Raw genomic sequence first — 16,030 nt, forward strand, 5'->3', positions numbered from 1 at the left:
CAAAAGGCCCGGCACAATGCTTGAGCACAGGCTGAATGCTCTTACTGCACGGGGGTTTCATCCGCATCGCCGGTTTCGCCGCTGTCCGCTTCCGAAACCTCTTCAGAAGGCTCTGCGGCCGCAACCGCATCGGTATCTGATTCATCAAAAACATCTTCAACTGCCGATCCGGCACCACTTTCGTCGCTGTTTTCCTCGGCATTCTTTGCAGCGACGATGGCGGTAGCCGATGCCAAGATCGACTGAGCCTCATCAAAACTGACATCAAGGAAATCAACAAGGTCATCAATGCTTGTCGCCGCGAGAGCCTCGACGTCAGTGATGCCTTTTTCGCTCAGATCTTCAGCCTGCGAAGATGTCACCATATCGAGAGCCGTGATCGGAACCGCTTCACCTGAGGCCATCATCCGGCCCATCTGCCTAGCAACCTCGGCCTTAAGCAATTCTTCGCTGATGATCTTGATATCCCAGCCTACAAGTCCGGCAGCGAGCCGAACATTCTGCCCTTTCTTTCCTATCGCAAGACTCAGCTGATCTTCGCCGACGATCACTTCCATCTGTCGATTGACGATGTCGGTTATGCGAACCTGCGAAACCTTCGCCGGCGAAAGAGCATTCGCCGCAAATACCGACGGTTCGTCAGACCATTCGATAATGTCGATCTTCTCGCCGCGAAGCTCCTTTATGATCGCCTGAACGCGCGACCCCTTCATACCGACACACGCGCCGACCGGATCCACGTCCTTTTCGTTTGACGTAACTGCGATCTTTGCTCTGTCGCCAGGTTCGCGTACGCAGGATTTGATCACAACCGTTTCGTCATAGATCTCCGGCACTTCCATCTCGAACAGCCGCTTCAGCAATTCCGCCGACGCTCTCGAGCCTTTGATCTGCTGTCCGCGTTGAAACTCGTCCAACACATCAATGATCACGACACGGATACGCTCGCCCTGATTCCACATCTCGCCCCGCGACTGCTCCTTTCGCGGCACTATCGCCTCAAGGTTATTTCCGAGGTCAATGATCATATCTCCACGCTCGAAGCGCTTCACAGTACCATTGATAAGCTCACCTTTTCGGTCGATATACTCTTCAAAGACCTTCTTTCGGATCGCTTCACGAACCTTTTGGACGAGTATTTGTTTTGCTGTCTGCGCGGCAATTCGTCCCATTTCCTCCTGCGGAAGCGGGATCAAAAGCTTGTCATCCAGATCGACATCATCACCGGCCATCTCGCGGGCCTCGTCGAGTGAGAGTTCGGCCGACGGGTTCTCGACCTCCGCGACTACGGTCTTTTCGACCGAGATCTCTATCATTCCGTCCTCGGAGTTCCATTCGACCTGAATGCTGTCGGTCTTATCCTGCACACGGAACTGTTTACGAGCAGCGGCCTTTACCGCCTCTTTCATGGCCTCAATGACCATATTGCGGTCAAGCCCTTGCTCGTTGCAAAGTATGTCGATACTCTGTCCAATCGATGATGTCATAACCTTATTCGGTATCAGCGGCGATGCTGCCCCGCTGCTTCTAAACTATCGTTTCCTCAATTCCTCACTGAGGTCCATCTTCAAATTCGCTTTCACTACATCCGAGTACGGGAGCGTTACTGTTCCGGAAGTTCGGTCAGTGATCGTAACGTCCTCATCGTTCACGCTGTCGAGAGTACCGACGAAAGTCTTTTGACCGTTCAGGCCGAGCCTTGCCTTGACCTTCACAAGAGCACCCGTGAACCTGACCATATCGTCGAGGTTGTAAAGCTCGCGCTCGATGCCCGGCGACGATATCTCTAGGACGTACTTTCCGGGTATGAGGTCGTCGGCATCAAGGATCGCCTCCGTCTCACCCGAGAACTCGCTGCAGTCATCGAGCGTAATGCCGCCCGGCTTATCTATAAAGATACGGACGACAGAATCGCGCTTTGTGCCCGCGATCTCAGAGTGCACGAACTCGACTCCGAGCTTGGCGGCCGTCCTGACCGCGATCTTCCTGACCATTTCTTCGATCGAATTACTTGTCACTTTGCCGGTCAACTTCTCCAAAAATAAAAAGTGGGCACCATGACCCACTCGACACGTTCAGCGGCACGCATCTCAGCAAACAGTTAGTTTAGCTCAGTTCGCCCATTTAATGCAAGCATCGCTCTAGAGCAGCTTGCGAATATTCACGACCGTCTTTTCGATCTCGGCCAATTTAGATTCAATAGGCTTGAAGCGCTTACCGACAGGATCGCTGCTGAATTCTTCGCCAAGCACGGCGAGGTCGCGGGCAGAAGCGATAAGACCTGTTGTCTCCCGCTCGATCGCCCGTGCCGAATCAGGCCGTGCATCCGAGCATTTCTTTGCTTCGGCAACTCCCCAGTGCGTAAGCCTCAGGATGTTCCGTCTCGACTCGGTCACCCATCCTTCGGACTTCAGTTGTGAAACGATGTCGTCGATACTTGGAAAGTATCCTTCGCGTTTCGTTATCTCAACGAAATCGACGTCGTTCGTTTCGCGCCCGCCGGCGGCCTCATAGACCTTAACCAGCATCTTGTGATAAGTGTCCATAGCTATTCAGATATTATCCAAGGGTTACGCGCCGTCCCGGCCGAAGACGATACTTGCGGAGCCAAGCAGACCCGCATCGTCGCCGAGCTTTGCGCGAATGATATTAACACGTTCTATAGGTTCGTTAAATGCCCGCAGCCGCACTTCGCTCTGCAATGCATCAATGAACCGATCCCATGCCGCCGCAACGCCGCCGCCGATCGTGATCACCTCAGGATTTAGCGCGTTAACCAGCGAACCCAGAGTAATACCTAAATATCGTCCCATTTCCGTAAAAACGTCGGCCGCGATCTCGTTGCCGTTTTCGGCGAGTTCGTAAACTGCATAGGGCGAATCAACATCGAGACAACGCTCTTTCGCCGAACGAACGATCGCCGTTCCCGATGCATATTGCTCGATACACCCATGGCTGCCGCACGGGCAAGGCCTTCCGTCAGGCTCAACGCACATATGGCCGATCTCACCTGCGGTCCCGTCTGGGCCGAAGAAAACCTTACCGTTAAAGATCAGCCCGCCGCCGACACCGGTTCCGAGCGTAATGCCGATGACATTCGACGCTCCCGCAGACGCCCCTAACCAATGCTCGCCTTCCGTTGCCGCGGTCGCGTCGTTGAACACTTTGACCGGAATGCCGAGCCTTCCCGAGAGGTCTGTCGAGATGTTGATGCCGTCAAGCATCGGCAGATTCGGTAACTTACCGACCGAGCCATCCCTGCGGAACGTCGCCGGAACTGCTGCACCCATCGCCAAAACACCGTCCGTGCCGCAATCAGAAGCCAGCTTTGCGATCAGTCCAAGCACATCGTCGGCACTTCCGCCTGACGGGGTCGATGCTTCTTGCCTTTTAATGATGTTCCCCGCGCGGTCGATCTTGGCGACCCGTGTATTCGTCCCGCCGAGATCGAGGGCTAAAACGGCTTCCTGCATCTTATTGACCTATGGCCGCTTCGGCCTGTCAGCCTCCGGAACGTTCTGGTAAACATCATCGTACTTGGCGTATCCGTCCTTTATTACCGTGTCCATAAGATTATTCTTATCAACGGTTATAACCTCCAGAAGGATCGAAGGAACCTCTTTATTTATCGCATCGTTCATAAAAGGCTTTGTATCAAGCGGCTGCTTGTTCGCGAGTTTTATCGCAGCGTCCACGGCGGCATTAGCAAGCGGGATTATCGGCTTATAGACCGTCATCGTCTGCTTCCCTTCCGCGATGGATTGCAAAGCGTCGATCTGAGCATCCTGGCCGGTCACTACGACGCCCGTGATATTCTTCTTACCAAGGGCACTAATCACACCGCCGGCCATGCCGTCATTCGACACGACGAACGCCTGAATATTGTCGTTGTTCTGCGTAAGCGCGTTCTCGGCAAAATTCAACGCAAGCTCCTTTTTCCAATCGGGGATGAACTGCTCAGCTACGATCTTGATATCGCCGCGGTCGATGGCAGGCTGCAAGACCGCGAGTTCCTCTTTCTTCATTATGTGAGCATTATTGTCGGTTGATGCGCCATACACCATTACATAATTACCCTTGGGCACTTTTTGCAACGCATATTCTGCGATCTTTCGGCCAATGACAGGCACCTGATGAGAGATATAAAGGTCTATCTTATCCGAGTTAATAAGCCGATCGTAACTTATAACGGGAACGCCCTGAGCTTTCGCCTTTTCGACCATTGACGCGGCCTGAACTGCATCCTGTGGTGCAATAACAAGTGCGTCAACATTCTGTGTCAACAAATTATCGACGTCATTCGCTTGTCTGTCGGGGCTGTTATCGGCAACGGTTATTATGCATTCAACATTCTGCCGCTTACATGCGGCATCAAAAGCGTCGCGGTCGCGCTGCCAGCGTTCCTCCTTGACCGTAGCCATTGCAAAACCGATCTTCAATTTCTTCGAACCCGATGGGGCGGACGGATTTCCGCCACTGCTGTTAGCGGAATTTACCGCATTCCCGGAACATGCGGCGGTAAAGATGGCCGCTGCGATCAAAACGAATGATGCGATCCTCATTAAATATCTCCTGCGTATCAATTGTAGAACAGGTGAAATTAAAGCAAAATTTCACGGTACGGGCAATCATATCACCCATTTGGCGGTTAAATGACCGGCCTCTTTTGATTTTTTCGCATCTTTTTTTGAATTTTGATTTGAAATGCAGAAAAACTGTGATATAAATAGGCGTTAAAGCTACGCCCTGATCGTGCCTTTCAAGTGATTTAGGCTTTGAACCGGTTTTTTAACAGTCTGTTTTCATTGACAACAGACTTCGGTTCGCGTATAAGATTGAAAGGTTTGATGTTTTTGAAATTATAGATCTTGAAACAATTGAAAGAGGAGAACTATGAATAGCAAACTGTGGATTCAAAAGGCACTTACGATGTGCTCAATGGTTGCACTGCTCGCAACATTTTCGATGGTAACACTGGCAACGGATGCCAAGGTTGCCGGAGAACTCAATGTGACCGGCTCCGATGCCGTTCTCGTTAATGGTGAAGCCGCCCGTAGCGGCCGAACGATCTTTTCGTCAAGCACGGTAACAACGCCCGCCGGAACTTCCGCGACGTTGAATCTCGGACACGCAGGTCAGATCATGGTCGCAGGCGGCAGTTCTGTGGTTGTAAACTTTGACGCTGATGTTATCAATGTGGATCTTGCAGAGGGCAACATCACAGTTCTGGGAGCGGCAAACAATGTGAACGTTAATGCCGCTGGAAAGACTTACTCTGTCGCTGCCGGCGACAGCATCAATGCTGCAGGCAAGGATGACGACGACAACAAGAGTAAGAAGAGAGGCGCAGCTTGGTACTGGTTCGCTATCGTCTTTGGCGGAGCAGCAGCAGTTGCGGTCTTGGCAGCAACACGAGATTCGGAATATAAATTCGGCGGTGGCACAACGGTTGTCAGCCCGAACCGCTAGATCTGTAGATTCTGTACCGGCCGGCGGCGAAAACAACTGCCGGCAACGGTAATTATCTATTCTTTAGTTGAATAGTACAGGAGGATATTTACTCACATGCTCAGAAAAAATAGCTTTCGCAAAATCACCACTTTGGTTACGGGAATCGCGGTATGGTGTGTTTATTCTACGGCGGTCTTCGCACTGCCTAGCGTCTCTGCGGCAGACATAACTGTCACCGGACAGGTAACCGTCAACGGCCAGCCCGCTGTTTCAAATTCTCAGATTCTGACCGGAAGTTCGATCGTAACCGGTGCCGGATCGTCGGCTGTCGTCAACCTTGGCAAGACCGGAAGGGTCGAAGTTCTGGAGAACTCCAGCTTGACGCTCAACTTCTCCGACAGCAGCATTGTCGGTATTCTTAATGACGGCAAGGTTCGCGTATCGAACGCGGCCGGTGTCTCCACAACCTTCACGACAAAACACGGAACTGCGATAGCGGACGTAAGCCAAGCAGATTCGTTTGTGGTTGAAGCTGAGTGCTCGCACACCCACGTTGACACCACGACCGGGATGGTAACACTCCGCGAAGGCACGAGCGACAAGCAGGTTGCGGCAGGTTCCACGGCGACAGCAGGAGATCTTGAACAGACAGGCTGCAAACCGTGTCTTCGTCCGGGTTCAGGCCCCGAAGTTAGCGTTGCCGGATTCCCGTGGCTTATCCTGCTTGCGGCAGGAGCCGCAGGAGCGGCCATCTTCTTCGGCTTGCAGGATCACGACACCACAATCGGCGGCGGCACGATCGTTGTCAGCCCGTCTCGCTAACCTCTAAGTCAGTTGTTTCTACTTGCGGGTCATGTTTTGCGTGGCCCGCACTTTTTTGCTTCACTTTTTTGAGTCTCAGTTTAATAGTTTATACTGTTTGTTTATGCGAATTGCGGTTATTGGCACCGGATATGTAGGGTTGGTCTCAGGCGCGTGTTTTGCTGAGTTCGGCGTTGACGTTACTTGTGTTGATGTTGTTGCGGACAAGATCGAAAAGCTCAAGCAGGGCATCATTCCGATCTATGAGCCGGGACTCGACCAGTTGGTCGAAAAGAATGTCGCGGACGGTCGGCTTCACTTCACCACGGATATTAAGGCAGCTGTTGAATCTGCTCGAGTTGTCTTTCTCGCGGTCGGCACCCCGCCGTTGCCGGACGGTTCGCCGGACATGAGCTTTTATCAGCAGGCGGCAAAAGATGTTGCCGAGGCGATGAACGGCTACAAGGTTCTCGTTACAAAATCGACCGTGCCCGTAGGGACCGGCAAGTGGCTGCGTGACTTCGTAAAGGAGCATCTCACTACCGACACAGACTTCGGTGTTGCTTCAAATCCGGAATTTCTGCGCGAAGGGGCTGCTATCGACGACTTTATGCGCCCGGACCGCGTCGTTATCGGCAGTAATGAAGGGCGAGCGATCGAGATCATGAAAGACCTTTATCGCCCGCTCTACCTGATCGAAACGCCGATCGTGATCACCTCGCTCGAAGCGGCCGAGCTTATCAAATACGCTGCAAATGCGTTTCTCGCCACTAAGATCACATTCATCAACGAGATAGCGAACTTGTGCGATGCGATCGGCTGTGACGTCCATGACGTAGCACGCGGAATGGGAATGGATAATCGGATCGGACGCAAGTTCCTGCATCCCGGGCCGGGCTATGGCGGTTCGTGCTTCCCCAAGGACACAAGAGCGTTAACGACCGTAGCCGATAAGTACGGTGTTGAGACACGCATCGTTGATGCGGTCATCGAAGCGAACGACCGTCAGCGCGACGCGATGATCCCGAAGATCGAAAAGCTCGTTGGCGATCTGACCGGCAAACGCATAGGCGTGCTCGGCCTTTCATTCAAGCCTGAGACCGATGATATGAGAGAATCGCCGGCGATCGATATCATTGCGGGGCTGATAAAGAGAGGAGCGACGGTCAAGGCTTTTGACCCCGTAGCTATGAAGGAATCTAGGGAATACCTTCCGGCGATCGAATACGCAACTGATGAATATGACGCAATTAACGGCGCAGACATTATGGTCATTATGACCGAATGGAATCAGTTCCGTGCCCTCGATCTTGAACGCGTCAAGTCTCTTCTGAACGAGCCGAAGGTAGTTGATCTAAGAAATGTCTATGAGCCGGCTGAGATGCGCGAGGCAGGCTTTGAATACGTCGGCGTTGGCAGGTAATCGCATCATTTGACGCCGTTCATACGGCGGCGATCTCTACTATGGCAATCACTTCAAAAGTACTGGTGACAGGCGGCGCCGGTTTTATCGGTTCAAATCTTGCGGATGAGCTTATCGCTCAGGGGGCCCGCGTTGTCATTCTCGATAATTTTTCGACCGGTTATATCGAGAATATCGAAGCCATTGCAGGCGACTTCGATCTTATCGAGGGCGATATTACTGATGATGATGCTGTTAAACAAGCACTGGAGGGCACGGAGATAGTGTTTCACGAAGCGGCCCTGCCAAGCGTTCCGCGTTCGGTCAACGATCCGTTGGAGACGCATCGAGCGTGCGTTGACGGCACGTTCAATCTGCTCCGGCACGCAAAGGACTCGGGTGTGAAGCGTTTCATTTACGCTGCGTCAAGCTCTGCGTACGGCGACCAGCCGACCCTTCCGAAGGCGGAGTCGATGCGCGCCGATCCTCTATCACCATACGCTGCGGCAAAACTCACCGGCGAGCTTTATTGCCGGGCTTTCTACAATTCCTACGGATTCGAAACGATCGCTCTGCGGTATTTTAACGTGTTTGGGCCGCGTCAAGACCCGTCATCCGCCTATTCGGGTGTTATCTCACGCTTTATTGATGACCTGCTTAAGGGCGGCACACCAACCATTTACGGTGATGGTGAGCAGTCGCGTGATTTCACCTACGTTGCGAACGTCGTGGATGCTAATATTCGAGCAGCGACCGCAACATCGGGTATCGGATTAACAATGAATGTTGCGAACGGCGTACGGATCTCATTGAATCAGCTTCTGGACGTCCTCAAGCAAATAACGGATCGGCCTGATGTAGAGGCTGTCTATGAGCCTGCACGCCGCGGCGATGTGAAGCATTCGCAGGCGGACAACTCACTCGCCGTCGAACACCTCGGGTATCGCGAGATTGTAGGCCTTGAGGACGGGCTGCGAAAGACCATCGATTGGTGGAAGAACAGCCGTTTCGCCGAATAGTTACTTCGGGATCTCGAATACATCGGGAGCGATCTCGGTATTCACACGAATATCCTTTGCCTTGAAATCGCAATACGCCGTGATCTGCCCAAGATCGAAGCGTTGAGAAAACCTCTCAGGGATTATTACACCATCCGCCGTCCTGAATTTGTCGATCACGACCGAGGTCGTTCCCTTTTGGCCAAAGAACTCAAAGGCCGAGTCAAAACCCTTAATCTGCTTCGTTTTCTCATCAATATAAAAATCAGTGAAATGGCCGTCTGGCGCAGTGATGCGAAAACCCGACTTTCCTTTCGCTGACGCCGGGAGCATACTGATCGGATATGAGGGATCGCCGACCTTACGGAGCACATAAAATCCTACACGATCAAGCGGCGGCAGCTTGAACGAGTTCGGTATCTGTGTAAAGGTTTGAGTTCCGTCAAAGACCTGTTTGAGCGGCTGTGCCGCATTGTTGAGGTCAATGCGGTATTTCTCACCTTCAAAGACCATTGCGAACGTCCCGGGAAGGACCTGATTGAATACATTCACATCGACGCTGCCGGCGATGGTCATCGACTTCAGATCGCTTAGTTTACGCCCGCCATGAGCTTCGAGGGCCGCCTTCGCAAGCTCGCGAGCCAATGTGTTGTCAGCAGGCTGCGAAGCCGCAGTTTGAGCAGTAACAGACAATATTCCGGCGAGGATAATCGCGATGGCGATCAATACTTTCATATCTGATTTTCTAACACGAATGAGAGGCGATCAACCGTTCGTTCATCGCCTCTCAGTTTGTTGCACACCTGTATTCAGGCAGTTTCAGCCTACCAGTTGAACCTCACCGACAGATCTATGCGTCGGTTCGCAGAACCTCCGCCTCCGCCGAAAAAGCCGAAGCCGCCGCCTGTCGAACGTGACCGGCCGAATGAAGGTGACGTAAGCGCCCCGACGGGCGTGCCGAGGTTGACAGTATTCAGAAGATTCTGAATGTTGACACCTATGGTCAGGTTATATCGGCTGCGCGTATCGCCTCCGCCGAACATTCCGCCGCGGCCGCCGCCCATTCTGCCGCCGGGTCCGCCCATTCCGCCTCCCATACCGCCACCGGACCCGGCACCGCCATCACTGCTGCCGCCGAATCCGAACGTCTTCGAAAGGTTGAGGTTCATCGTGAATGAGCCCGGCCCGCGACCGTAGTTACGCGGGATGATCGTGGTATCAGGTGACGAAATGTCCGAAATATCACACCATGACGCGGTCAGGCCAAGCTGCTGACATCGATCGTGCAATGCCGAATATGTCGGCCGATCAAAGAACAGCGAGTCGTAATTCGAGTCAACACCCGAGGTAATATTGAAAGGACGCCCCGTCGATGCAATGACCATTGTGTTTGCCCTTATTCCCCACGGAAGCTGTGCCGAACCGACCAGGAACAGCGAGTGTCTTGAATTGAACGCCGATGGCCCGTACTCGCTCGACATATCATAGCTGTACATCGGATATCCGACCGTACCGGCCGAGAATCGCGGGCTGCTCATGCTGTCCACGTAGCCCTTCGCCCACGAGAGTGTATAACCGCCGCTGATCGTATATTTTGAGCGGATGGTTGAGCGAAGGTTAATATTAACGAATTGTGCATTCGTTTTTGCACTCGACTCCATCTCGTATATGTTGCCTAGCGTCGGGTCAGGTCTCAGTGCCTGTATCTGCGCGGTCGTCAATCCCGTAGGACAAACTGAAAGATCAGGGCAGACAGGTGCGTTAGTATTACGCGTTAGCAAGCCGCGATACGTGTTCGTTTGTGTAAATGTCGCACTCAGAACGGTCTTCGCGTTTATCTGCCGCTCAACACTTAACGCGGATTGCAGCGAATAAGGCGTTCTTATATCGCCCTCGATGCGGAACGGCGTGCTCGCAAGCGGTGTTACGGCTCCAAGCTGTGCAGAGGTCGGCACATTCGTTACTGTTCCGTCCGGGTGAAAGATCGCCTGGCCGAGTATTGCCGGATTCGATGTAACGATGTATTGAAGCTGCGAAACTCCGTCTTGGCGGATCGCTCGAAGGGTGTTGCCCTCAGAAAATCGCGTATAGAAGACACCGAAACCGCCGCGGAATACCGTTTTTGGAGCCTTGGCACCACCTGCTCCCGGTGCCCACGCAAAACCGAAGCGGGGTGCAAAATTGAGGTTATCCGAGATATTGCTTTGATTCTCGTACCTTAGTCCGAAGCTAAGGGTAAGATCCGGGCGCGCTTTCCAGTCATCTGTGATGTACGGACTGTAATCGAACTGGCTGACCGACGCCAACGGATTTCCGGTGGTCAGTGTGAACTGGTTAGGATTGTACCGCGGATCGGGATTACCCAAAACCTTCTGCCGATACTGATTGATCGAGCTTACAAAAAAATCATCGGTCGGGTCGGCCGGTGTTCCGTTATCATCAAGGAAGCCTGAGAATACGAATGTTCCCGTATAATTCGACTCCGAACGGCTGTCGATCGAAACCCCTCGAAGCCGAATGCCGAATTTGACAGCGTGCTGTCCGTCCTTTCCGAACGAGGTCGTTGTCGCATTGTTCAATTCCCAACGCTTTGTCTTTGTAAAACTGTTGCCGACCTGAGCTCCGCCGCCGACAAAGGCGTTGGCAACGCTTACCGTCGGCATTGTGTCATCACCGAACTGATCGCTCTTGTTGTAATCAAAAGAAAATCGTGTTTCATTTACCGTTCTCGGATTAATGATGGCCGATTCAGTGAACTGCAACCCATGCGAAATTCCGCTCGAACGCGATGCGCGGCTGGGAAGTGTAAAGCCTCCGATCCCTTGATTCTTTGAGCTGGAACGATTGAAGTTGTATCGGACCGTAACACTGTTACTGTCATTTATTGCAAAATCGATCCTGGGACTGATACTGAAACGCCGTGTCGGCACCGTAACATCCTTATTGAATGAGACGATATTAGCGGCACTGTCGAGCACGATCGCCGATACGACGGAGTTCTCATCGCGTTCATTCTCGCTTACGTCCACGAAGAATGATGATCTCTTGGCCTTGATCGGCCCGCTGAAGAAGCCGCCGTAGTTACGCATTTGACTCGGAGCCCTATTCAGTGCGAATGGATTTCGCGAATTCAGACTTTCATCATTAAAGTTGAAATTCGCCGATCCGCGGAACTTGTCATAACCGGGCCTGGTCAATATCTCGATACGGCCAAAGCCGATCCGGTCGTATTCCGCTGAGAACGGATTCTGATTGATCCTGATCTCGCGGATCGCTTCTTTTGGCGGCATCGTGCCGTTACTAAAACCGTCAATACTGATCTGTCCGCCGTCAGGCCCGGCCGCCGTACCGGCCAGTGCCTGCAATGCGGCAGCGAGTTCATCGGGGTCATCTGGAAGTGCATCCAGATCCTGGCCCTTCAGTACCGTGGCATTTGCGTTGCTGTTGGCATCATCGGACACCGTGTTGCTGCCCGAAACATCCACCGACTCATCGATCGCCGCGACCGTAAGAGGAATTATCAGCTCGGTCTTTTGTCCTGCCGTGACCTCGACGTCTGAGTTCTCGTATAGGCCGAACTTCGGAGCGATCGCCTTGACGGTATAAGTTCCGGGTGCAAGGCCGCTGACCGTAAACTCGCCCCGATCATTCGTGATCGATTGTTTCTGTTTGCCCGTACTGTCAACAACGGTAACGGTCGCACCGGGAATTACAGCGTTAAGCGTATCCATCACCTGGCCGCTGACGCTCCCCGTCGCTTGAGCAAATACTGCTGAGCTTAACGCCAGCACAAGTAATGCAGTAAAAATAAATGTATAGATCGAATTCATGGTCACGTTCCTCATAAACAAAGGCCGGCTATTAAATAGCTGCAAAATGCCGGCCCGTTCTAAAAAAATTCTTATTGTCCGCCGAAATCATCCAAGCCGGGTATATTGAGTCCTGGCTGCTGTGATGCCGAACGGGAACCTGACATCGCCGCGCGGGCCTGTGCCATTTTAACGAACGGTTCAACTCCGGCCACAAGCTTGATCGCCTTCACGGTTTCATTAGGCTGTGTCTTTGTGCTCGAAACTGCGATCATCTCGCCAACGTTCAGATCACCGACCGTAACATTCGGAAAACGATCGATCATTTCGTCGAGGCCTCGTTGCGAGCCGTTTGCCGCCCCTTCGGGCCGCATGCCGCCGCCCGGCTGCCCTTGTCCCGAAGGACGTTCTTGTCCGCCTTGCTGCTGCCCACGCGGCGGACCGCCTTGCGAATTCCAATTTCCTCCGCCGGGACGCTGCATACCGGCCATTCTCTCCGCGAACTCAGGCGGAAATCGTTTCATCATCGAAGCGTCCGAAAATGAGATCGTTACGTCTTTTTTTCCCGACAGTTCGGTGATGACGATCTCATTTTTTGTCGGATCGACCGATTTGATGGTTCCTGCAACCGTCTGAAACGCTCCGGTAATGATCTCATCGGCCGAAAAACTCGTGCCGTCCGCACTCTTGTCGCCTTTCGCTCGAAGCTTGTCGCCGATCGCGATCTCACCAAATGAGCTGGGTTTAGAGTCTGCGAATTTTACAGAGGTTGTTGAATATCTGCGAAATACAGCATCGGACTTCGGAGTTACAACGATCTTCATGATCCCTGCAAGCCCGGCAGTTTCGACAGTTATCTGGCTTGTTACCGGATCGACGCTCGTGATCGTCCCAGTTATGCCGCGCGTCCGCCATTCTTCGGCCTCTTTAGCACGCTGCTGATCGATCGCCGCTTTTGACATCAAATAGATACGGATCGCAGGAACGGTCTTGCCGTCTGTTTCCGGAAACCCGCTGACGATCACCTTGTCGCCTGCCGCTATATCAGACAATACTGAAGGCGTCATCTTCTTCGGATCATCAACGGCGGCTCTTTTGAACTCTGTTTTGGCAGAGACCTTCGCATTGATGGTTCCCGTCGCGGTTTTAATAACGATCGAATCAGCCGAAACTGAAACAACGTCCCCGCTGATCATCTTTGGTTTTGCGGTGTCGGTCTGCGCAAATGCCGAAAAAAGCGAACCCAAAAGTAGAGTTGTGATCAGTGAAAGAAAAAAATGTATTTTCATTTAAGCGATCCGTCCTAACGTTCTGTTGTTACGCAGAAACACAACACAAAGTTGCGGGCGTAAGTATTATGACGATGTTTTTGACTATATGGTTCGAGCCGAATTGTAAAGAAATGTAAGGTTTTGCAGACACAGGACTTAGGCAGCGTCCGGCCTGGGCCGAGTCCTTGCCGTTAGGATCGATCCGATGCCGACGGAGAATATGGCGAACAGAGCGAGCATCCACAAATACGGCAATGAAAGAAGCAGCGTCCAGGCAGCCACGCCGGTGAGTATCGCGAGCGTCTCCGATCGGTTATTCTTCGGAAAGTACTTCCTTTGCAGCCACTTACCGGTGCTTACCTGAAGAGACACGCGCCCAAAAAGGTAGCCCATCAAAAATAACAGGAAGACCATGATAACGACGGTCGCACTAAGCAGCGAAGGCAGCCACGCGGCCGATGCGACCGTTATGACACTGCCGGCAAGCAGCGCGCCCGCACCGACAGCAGAGACCCTTGTCGGTGAAAGGCTGATATTAACGACCGCTCGACTGACGGCGCCCGGCGTCATCGTCGATACGATCATGGTTACGATGAACCACAATAGGGCCACGACGACCCGCTGTATCAAGAAACTCCATGTGAAGGCCGGAGCAAAGATGCGGATCGGATCGCGAGTCATATCCTTTATCTCGTTCTCGAGGGCTGCAAACATCACGGTCTCCTTGCCCGGCTCGCGCAGCGGGACGTCAGCTTTCGGTTTGTAACTGCCGCCGAATACGATCACATCGCCGCCGATATAGGCAGTTTCCTCTTGGATGACATTGCCGCCGACTGTTGCCACATCGCCTTCGACACGCCCTTCGACCGTAACGTCGCCGCCGATAGCGAGAACGCCCTTGGCACTTTGCTTTACGATCACCGATCTGCCAAAGACATAAACCTCTTGTTCCGGGGCAGATCGGATGATGACGGTCGTATCATCGTCCGTAGTCGTGATCTCAGGTTCTGAAAATGCAAGGACAGCACCTGCCAAGGTTACGACCGCCATGGCCGCCCAAAGGCACCTGATAACTGATCTTTGCGAAAAAAAAGACACAATGAAGATCGGGTGCCGCGGCGGCATCAGCGATCAAGCCGGCGATAGCGGCCGACTACTCGGGAAACGAGGGCCACTGAAAGGAGCGACATCAGCACCGGCACGATCAGCACCGCTGCATCAGAACGCAAGGGATACGCCGCATTGCGAAGTACCACGGAGACGCCGATAAAGAATGAAACAAAGAAATGGCCCGCAACGCCCGCAACGGTCATCGCCTTTTCAAGGAGCGGAACGACGCCTCCCATCTCGGCGCCGGCCGCAAAGAGGATAAACAAACCAAAGGCGGCAACGATAAATATGGTATTGAACCTTTCCCCGGGATGGCGCAGCCCTTCAACGCTGCTTTCGGCCTTTATGATGATCTGCTTTGCAAAATCCGCCGGAAGCTCAGGATCAGAAGATGCCAATTCGAGGCCGATGGCACGCAGAAGGGACTTTTGAATATTCAGCTCGGCTGCGCACGACCGACAACCGGCGATATGCTCTTCCAAAAAGGCCTCACACTCCGCATCGAGTTCACCGTCAACGTACGCGGCGATCTCAAAACGCGGACACGCGGCCAATTCCTTTTCTTTGGCGTCGATCATCTAAATGCCTGTGAAGCCCCTTTCGATCAGCAGACCGCGCATCATCTCTCGTGCACGGAAAAGCCTGTTCTTTACCGTTCCGAGCGGCAGCGAGGTAACTTCAGCGATCTCGTCATAGCTGAGGTCGCGCGAATGGCGAAGAACTATCAGATCGCGATAAGCAGGCGGCAGTTCTTCTACAACAGCCTCGATCTCTGAACGCCATTCGTTGCGTTCATGGTCCTGCTCCGGCGTCGGCTGCGACGATTCGATCTGAAGTTGGTATGTGCCGTCCGAATTCTCAACGTCAAGGCTCTGTGTTACCAAGGAGTTACGCCTTATGTGATCGATAGCTGCATTATGAGCTATTCGATAAAGCCATGTAGAGAACTTGAAAGAATCACTGTACTTATCGAGCGAATTATAGACCTTTATAAAGACCTCTTGAGCCACATCAAGCGAGGCTTCATAATTGCCGACCATTCTGAAAATATACCCCGTGATCGGGCGTTGATAGCGGCGGACCAACTCCTCAAAGCAGTCGCCCCGACCTGCCATTGACCCTACGATCAGATCGGCATCAGCCGTTGCGGCCACCACTTCGATAGAAATTGCCCGTGCGGTCATATCC

15 protein-coding genes are annotated in these 16,030 nt (G+C 52.9%); 4 read left to right on the forward strand and 11 right to left on the reverse strand.

Annotation, left to right across the window (positions count from 1 at the left end; translation table 11 throughout):
- Positions 1 to 41: 41 nt before the first annotated feature.
- From nusA to HS105_08890, 5 genes are all read right to left on the reverse strand, one after another.
- Positions 42 to 1,487, reverse strand: a complete 1,446-nt coding sequence (nusA, locus tag HS105_08870; protein ID MBE7516703.1) for a transcription termination factor NusA — start codon at positions 1,485 to 1,487, stop codon at positions 42 to 44.
- Between the two features lie 45 nt (positions 1,488 to 1,532).
- Positions 1,533 to 2,018, reverse strand: a complete 486-nt coding sequence (locus tag HS105_08875; protein ID MBE7516704.1) for a ribosome maturation factor RimP — start codon at positions 2,016 to 2,018, stop codon at positions 1,533 to 1,535.
- A gap of 123 nt (positions 2,019 to 2,141) precedes the next feature.
- Positions 2,142 to 2,546, reverse strand: a complete 405-nt coding sequence (locus HS105_08880; GenBank protein MBE7516705.1) for a hypothetical protein — start codon at positions 2,544 to 2,546, stop codon at positions 2,142 to 2,144.
- A gap of 24 nt (positions 2,547 to 2,570) precedes the next feature.
- Positions 2,571 to 3,473, reverse strand: coding sequence for an ROK family protein (locus tag HS105_08885; protein MBE7516706.1), 903 nt, complete (start codon positions 3,471 to 3,473; stop codon positions 2,571 to 2,573).
- A 9-nt stretch (positions 3,474 to 3,482) separates the two neighbouring features.
- Positions 3,483 to 4,562 (reverse strand): substrate-binding domain-containing protein, encoded by a 1,080-nt coding sequence (locus tag HS105_08890; GenBank protein ID MBE7516707.1) that lies wholly within the window; start codon positions 4,560 to 4,562, stop codon positions 3,483 to 3,485.
- Between the two features lie 331 nt (positions 4,563 to 4,893).
- Between HS105_08890 and HS105_08895 the strand changes: the two genes are divergently transcribed.
- The 4 genes from HS105_08895 to HS105_08910 all read left to right on the forward strand — a co-directional run bounded on the left by HS105_08895 (position 4,894) and on the right by HS105_08910 (position 8,673).
- Positions 4,894 to 5,469, forward strand: coding sequence for a hypothetical protein (locus HS105_08895; GenBank protein ID MBE7516708.1), 576 nt, complete (start codon positions 4,894 to 4,896; stop codon positions 5,467 to 5,469).
- Positions 5,470 to 5,565: 96 nt separating this feature from the next.
- Positions 5,566 to 6,273: a hypothetical protein gene (locus tag HS105_08900; protein ID MBE7516709.1), complete on the forward strand. Its 708-nt coding sequence runs from the start codon at positions 5,566 to 5,568 to the stop codon at positions 6,271 to 6,273.
- A 103-nt stretch (positions 6,274 to 6,376) separates the two neighbouring features.
- Positions 6,377 to 7,675 (forward strand): UDP-glucose/GDP-mannose dehydrogenase family protein, encoded by a 1,299-nt coding sequence (locus HS105_08905; protein ID MBE7516710.1) that lies wholly within the window; start codon positions 6,377 to 6,379, stop codon positions 7,673 to 7,675.
- Between the two features lie 41 nt (positions 7,676 to 7,716).
- The gene (locus HS105_08910) at positions 7,717 to 8,673 is read left to right on the forward strand and encodes an SDR family oxidoreductase (GenBank protein ID MBE7516711.1); all 957 of its coding nucleotides are present in this window, start codon (positions 7,717 to 7,719) and stop codon (positions 8,671 to 8,673) included.
- Here the strand turns inward: HS105_08910 and HS105_08915 are convergent, their stop codons facing one another.
- The 6 genes from HS105_08915 to HS105_08940 all read right to left on the reverse strand — a co-directional run bounded on the left by HS105_08915 (position 8,674) and on the right by HS105_08940 (position 16,026).
- A complete protein-coding gene (locus HS105_08915; GenBank protein ID MBE7516712.1) occupies positions 8,674 to 9,387 on the reverse strand; it encodes a hypothetical protein in 714 nt (237 codons plus the stop codon).
- An 89-nt stretch (positions 9,388 to 9,476) separates the two neighbouring features.
- The gene (locus tag HS105_08920; protein ID MBE7516713.1) at positions 9,477 to 12,497 is read right to left on the reverse strand and encodes a carboxypeptidase regulatory-like domain-containing protein; all 3,021 of its coding nucleotides are present in this window, start codon (positions 12,495 to 12,497) and stop codon (positions 9,477 to 9,479) included.
- Between the two features lie 56 nt (positions 12,498 to 12,553).
- Positions 12,554 to 13,750 (reverse strand): hypothetical protein, encoded by a 1,197-nt coding sequence (locus tag HS105_08925; protein MBE7516714.1) that lies wholly within the window; start codon positions 13,748 to 13,750, stop codon positions 12,554 to 12,556.
- A gap of 138 nt (positions 13,751 to 13,888) precedes the next feature.
- On the reverse strand, positions 13,889 to 14,782 hold the full coding sequence (locus HS105_08930; GenBank protein ID MBE7516715.1) for a hypothetical protein: 894 nt from the start codon (positions 14,780 to 14,782) through the stop codon (positions 13,889 to 13,891).
- Positions 14,783 to 14,856: 74 nt separating this feature from the next.
- Entirely contained in the window at positions 14,857 to 15,420 is a 564-nt protein-coding gene (locus HS105_08935) for a zf-HC2 domain-containing protein (GenBank protein ID MBE7516716.1), read from the reverse strand.
- The gene (locus tag HS105_08940) at positions 15,421 to 16,026 is read right to left on the reverse strand and encodes a sigma-70 family RNA polymerase sigma factor (GenBank protein MBE7516717.1); all 606 of its coding nucleotides are present in this window, start codon (positions 16,024 to 16,026) and stop codon (positions 15,421 to 15,423) included.
- Positions 16,027 to 16,030: the final 4 nt, after the last annotated feature.

Source organism: Chloracidobacterium sp. (assembly GCA_015075585.1).
Classification (GTDB): domain Bacteria; phylum Acidobacteriota; class Blastocatellia; order Pyrinomonadales; family Pyrinomonadaceae; genus OLB17.

Coding starts and splice junctions, on each gene's coding strand:
- HS105_08940 (MBE7516717.1), bottom strand. CDS start 16,026: ATGACCGCACGGGCAATTTCTATCGAAGTGGTGGCCGCAACGGCTGAT.
- HS105_08930 (MBE7516715.1), bottom strand. CDS start 14,782: ATGGCGGTCGTAACCTTGGCAGGTGCTGTCCTTGCATTTTCAGAACCT.
- HS105_08925 (MBE7516714.1), bottom strand. CDS start 13,750: ATGAAAATACATTTTTTTCTTTCACTGATCACAACTCTACTTTTGGGT.
- nusA (MBE7516703.1), bottom strand. CDS start 1,487: ATGACATCATCGATTGGACAGAGTATCGACATACTTTGCAACGAGCAA.
- HS105_08915 (MBE7516712.1), bottom strand. CDS start 9,387: ATGAAAGTATTGATCGCCATCGCGATTATCCTCGCCGGAATATTGTCT.
- HS105_08895 (MBE7516708.1), top strand. CDS start 4,894: ATGAATAGCAAACTGTGGATTCAAAAGGCACTTACGATGTGCTCAATG.
- HS105_08910 (MBE7516711.1), top strand. CDS start 7,717: ATGGCAATCACTTCAAAAGTACTGGTGACAGGCGGCGCCGGTTTTATC.
- HS105_08905 (MBE7516710.1), top strand. CDS start 6,377: ATGCGAATTGCGGTTATTGGCACCGGATATGTAGGGTTGGTCTCAGGC.
- HS105_08880 (MBE7516705.1), bottom strand. CDS start 2,546: ATGGACACTTATCACAAGATGCTGGTTAAGGTCTATGAGGCCGCCGGC.
- HS105_08935 (MBE7516716.1), bottom strand. CDS start 15,420: ATGATCGACGCCAAAGAAAAGGAATTGGCCGCGTGTCCGCGTTTTGAG.
- HS105_08900 (MBE7516709.1), top strand. CDS start 5,566: ATGCTCAGAAAAAATAGCTTTCGCAAAATCACCACTTTGGTTACGGGA.
- HS105_08885 (MBE7516706.1), bottom strand. CDS start 3,473: ATGCAGGAAGCCGTTTTAGCCCTCGATCTCGGCGGGACGAATACACGG.
- HS105_08890 (MBE7516707.1), bottom strand. CDS start 4,562: ATGAGGATCGCATCATTCGTTTTGATCGCAGCGGCCATCTTTACCGCC.
- HS105_08920 (MBE7516713.1), bottom strand. CDS start 12,497: ATGAGGAACGTGACCATGAATTCGATCTATACATTTATTTTTACTGCA.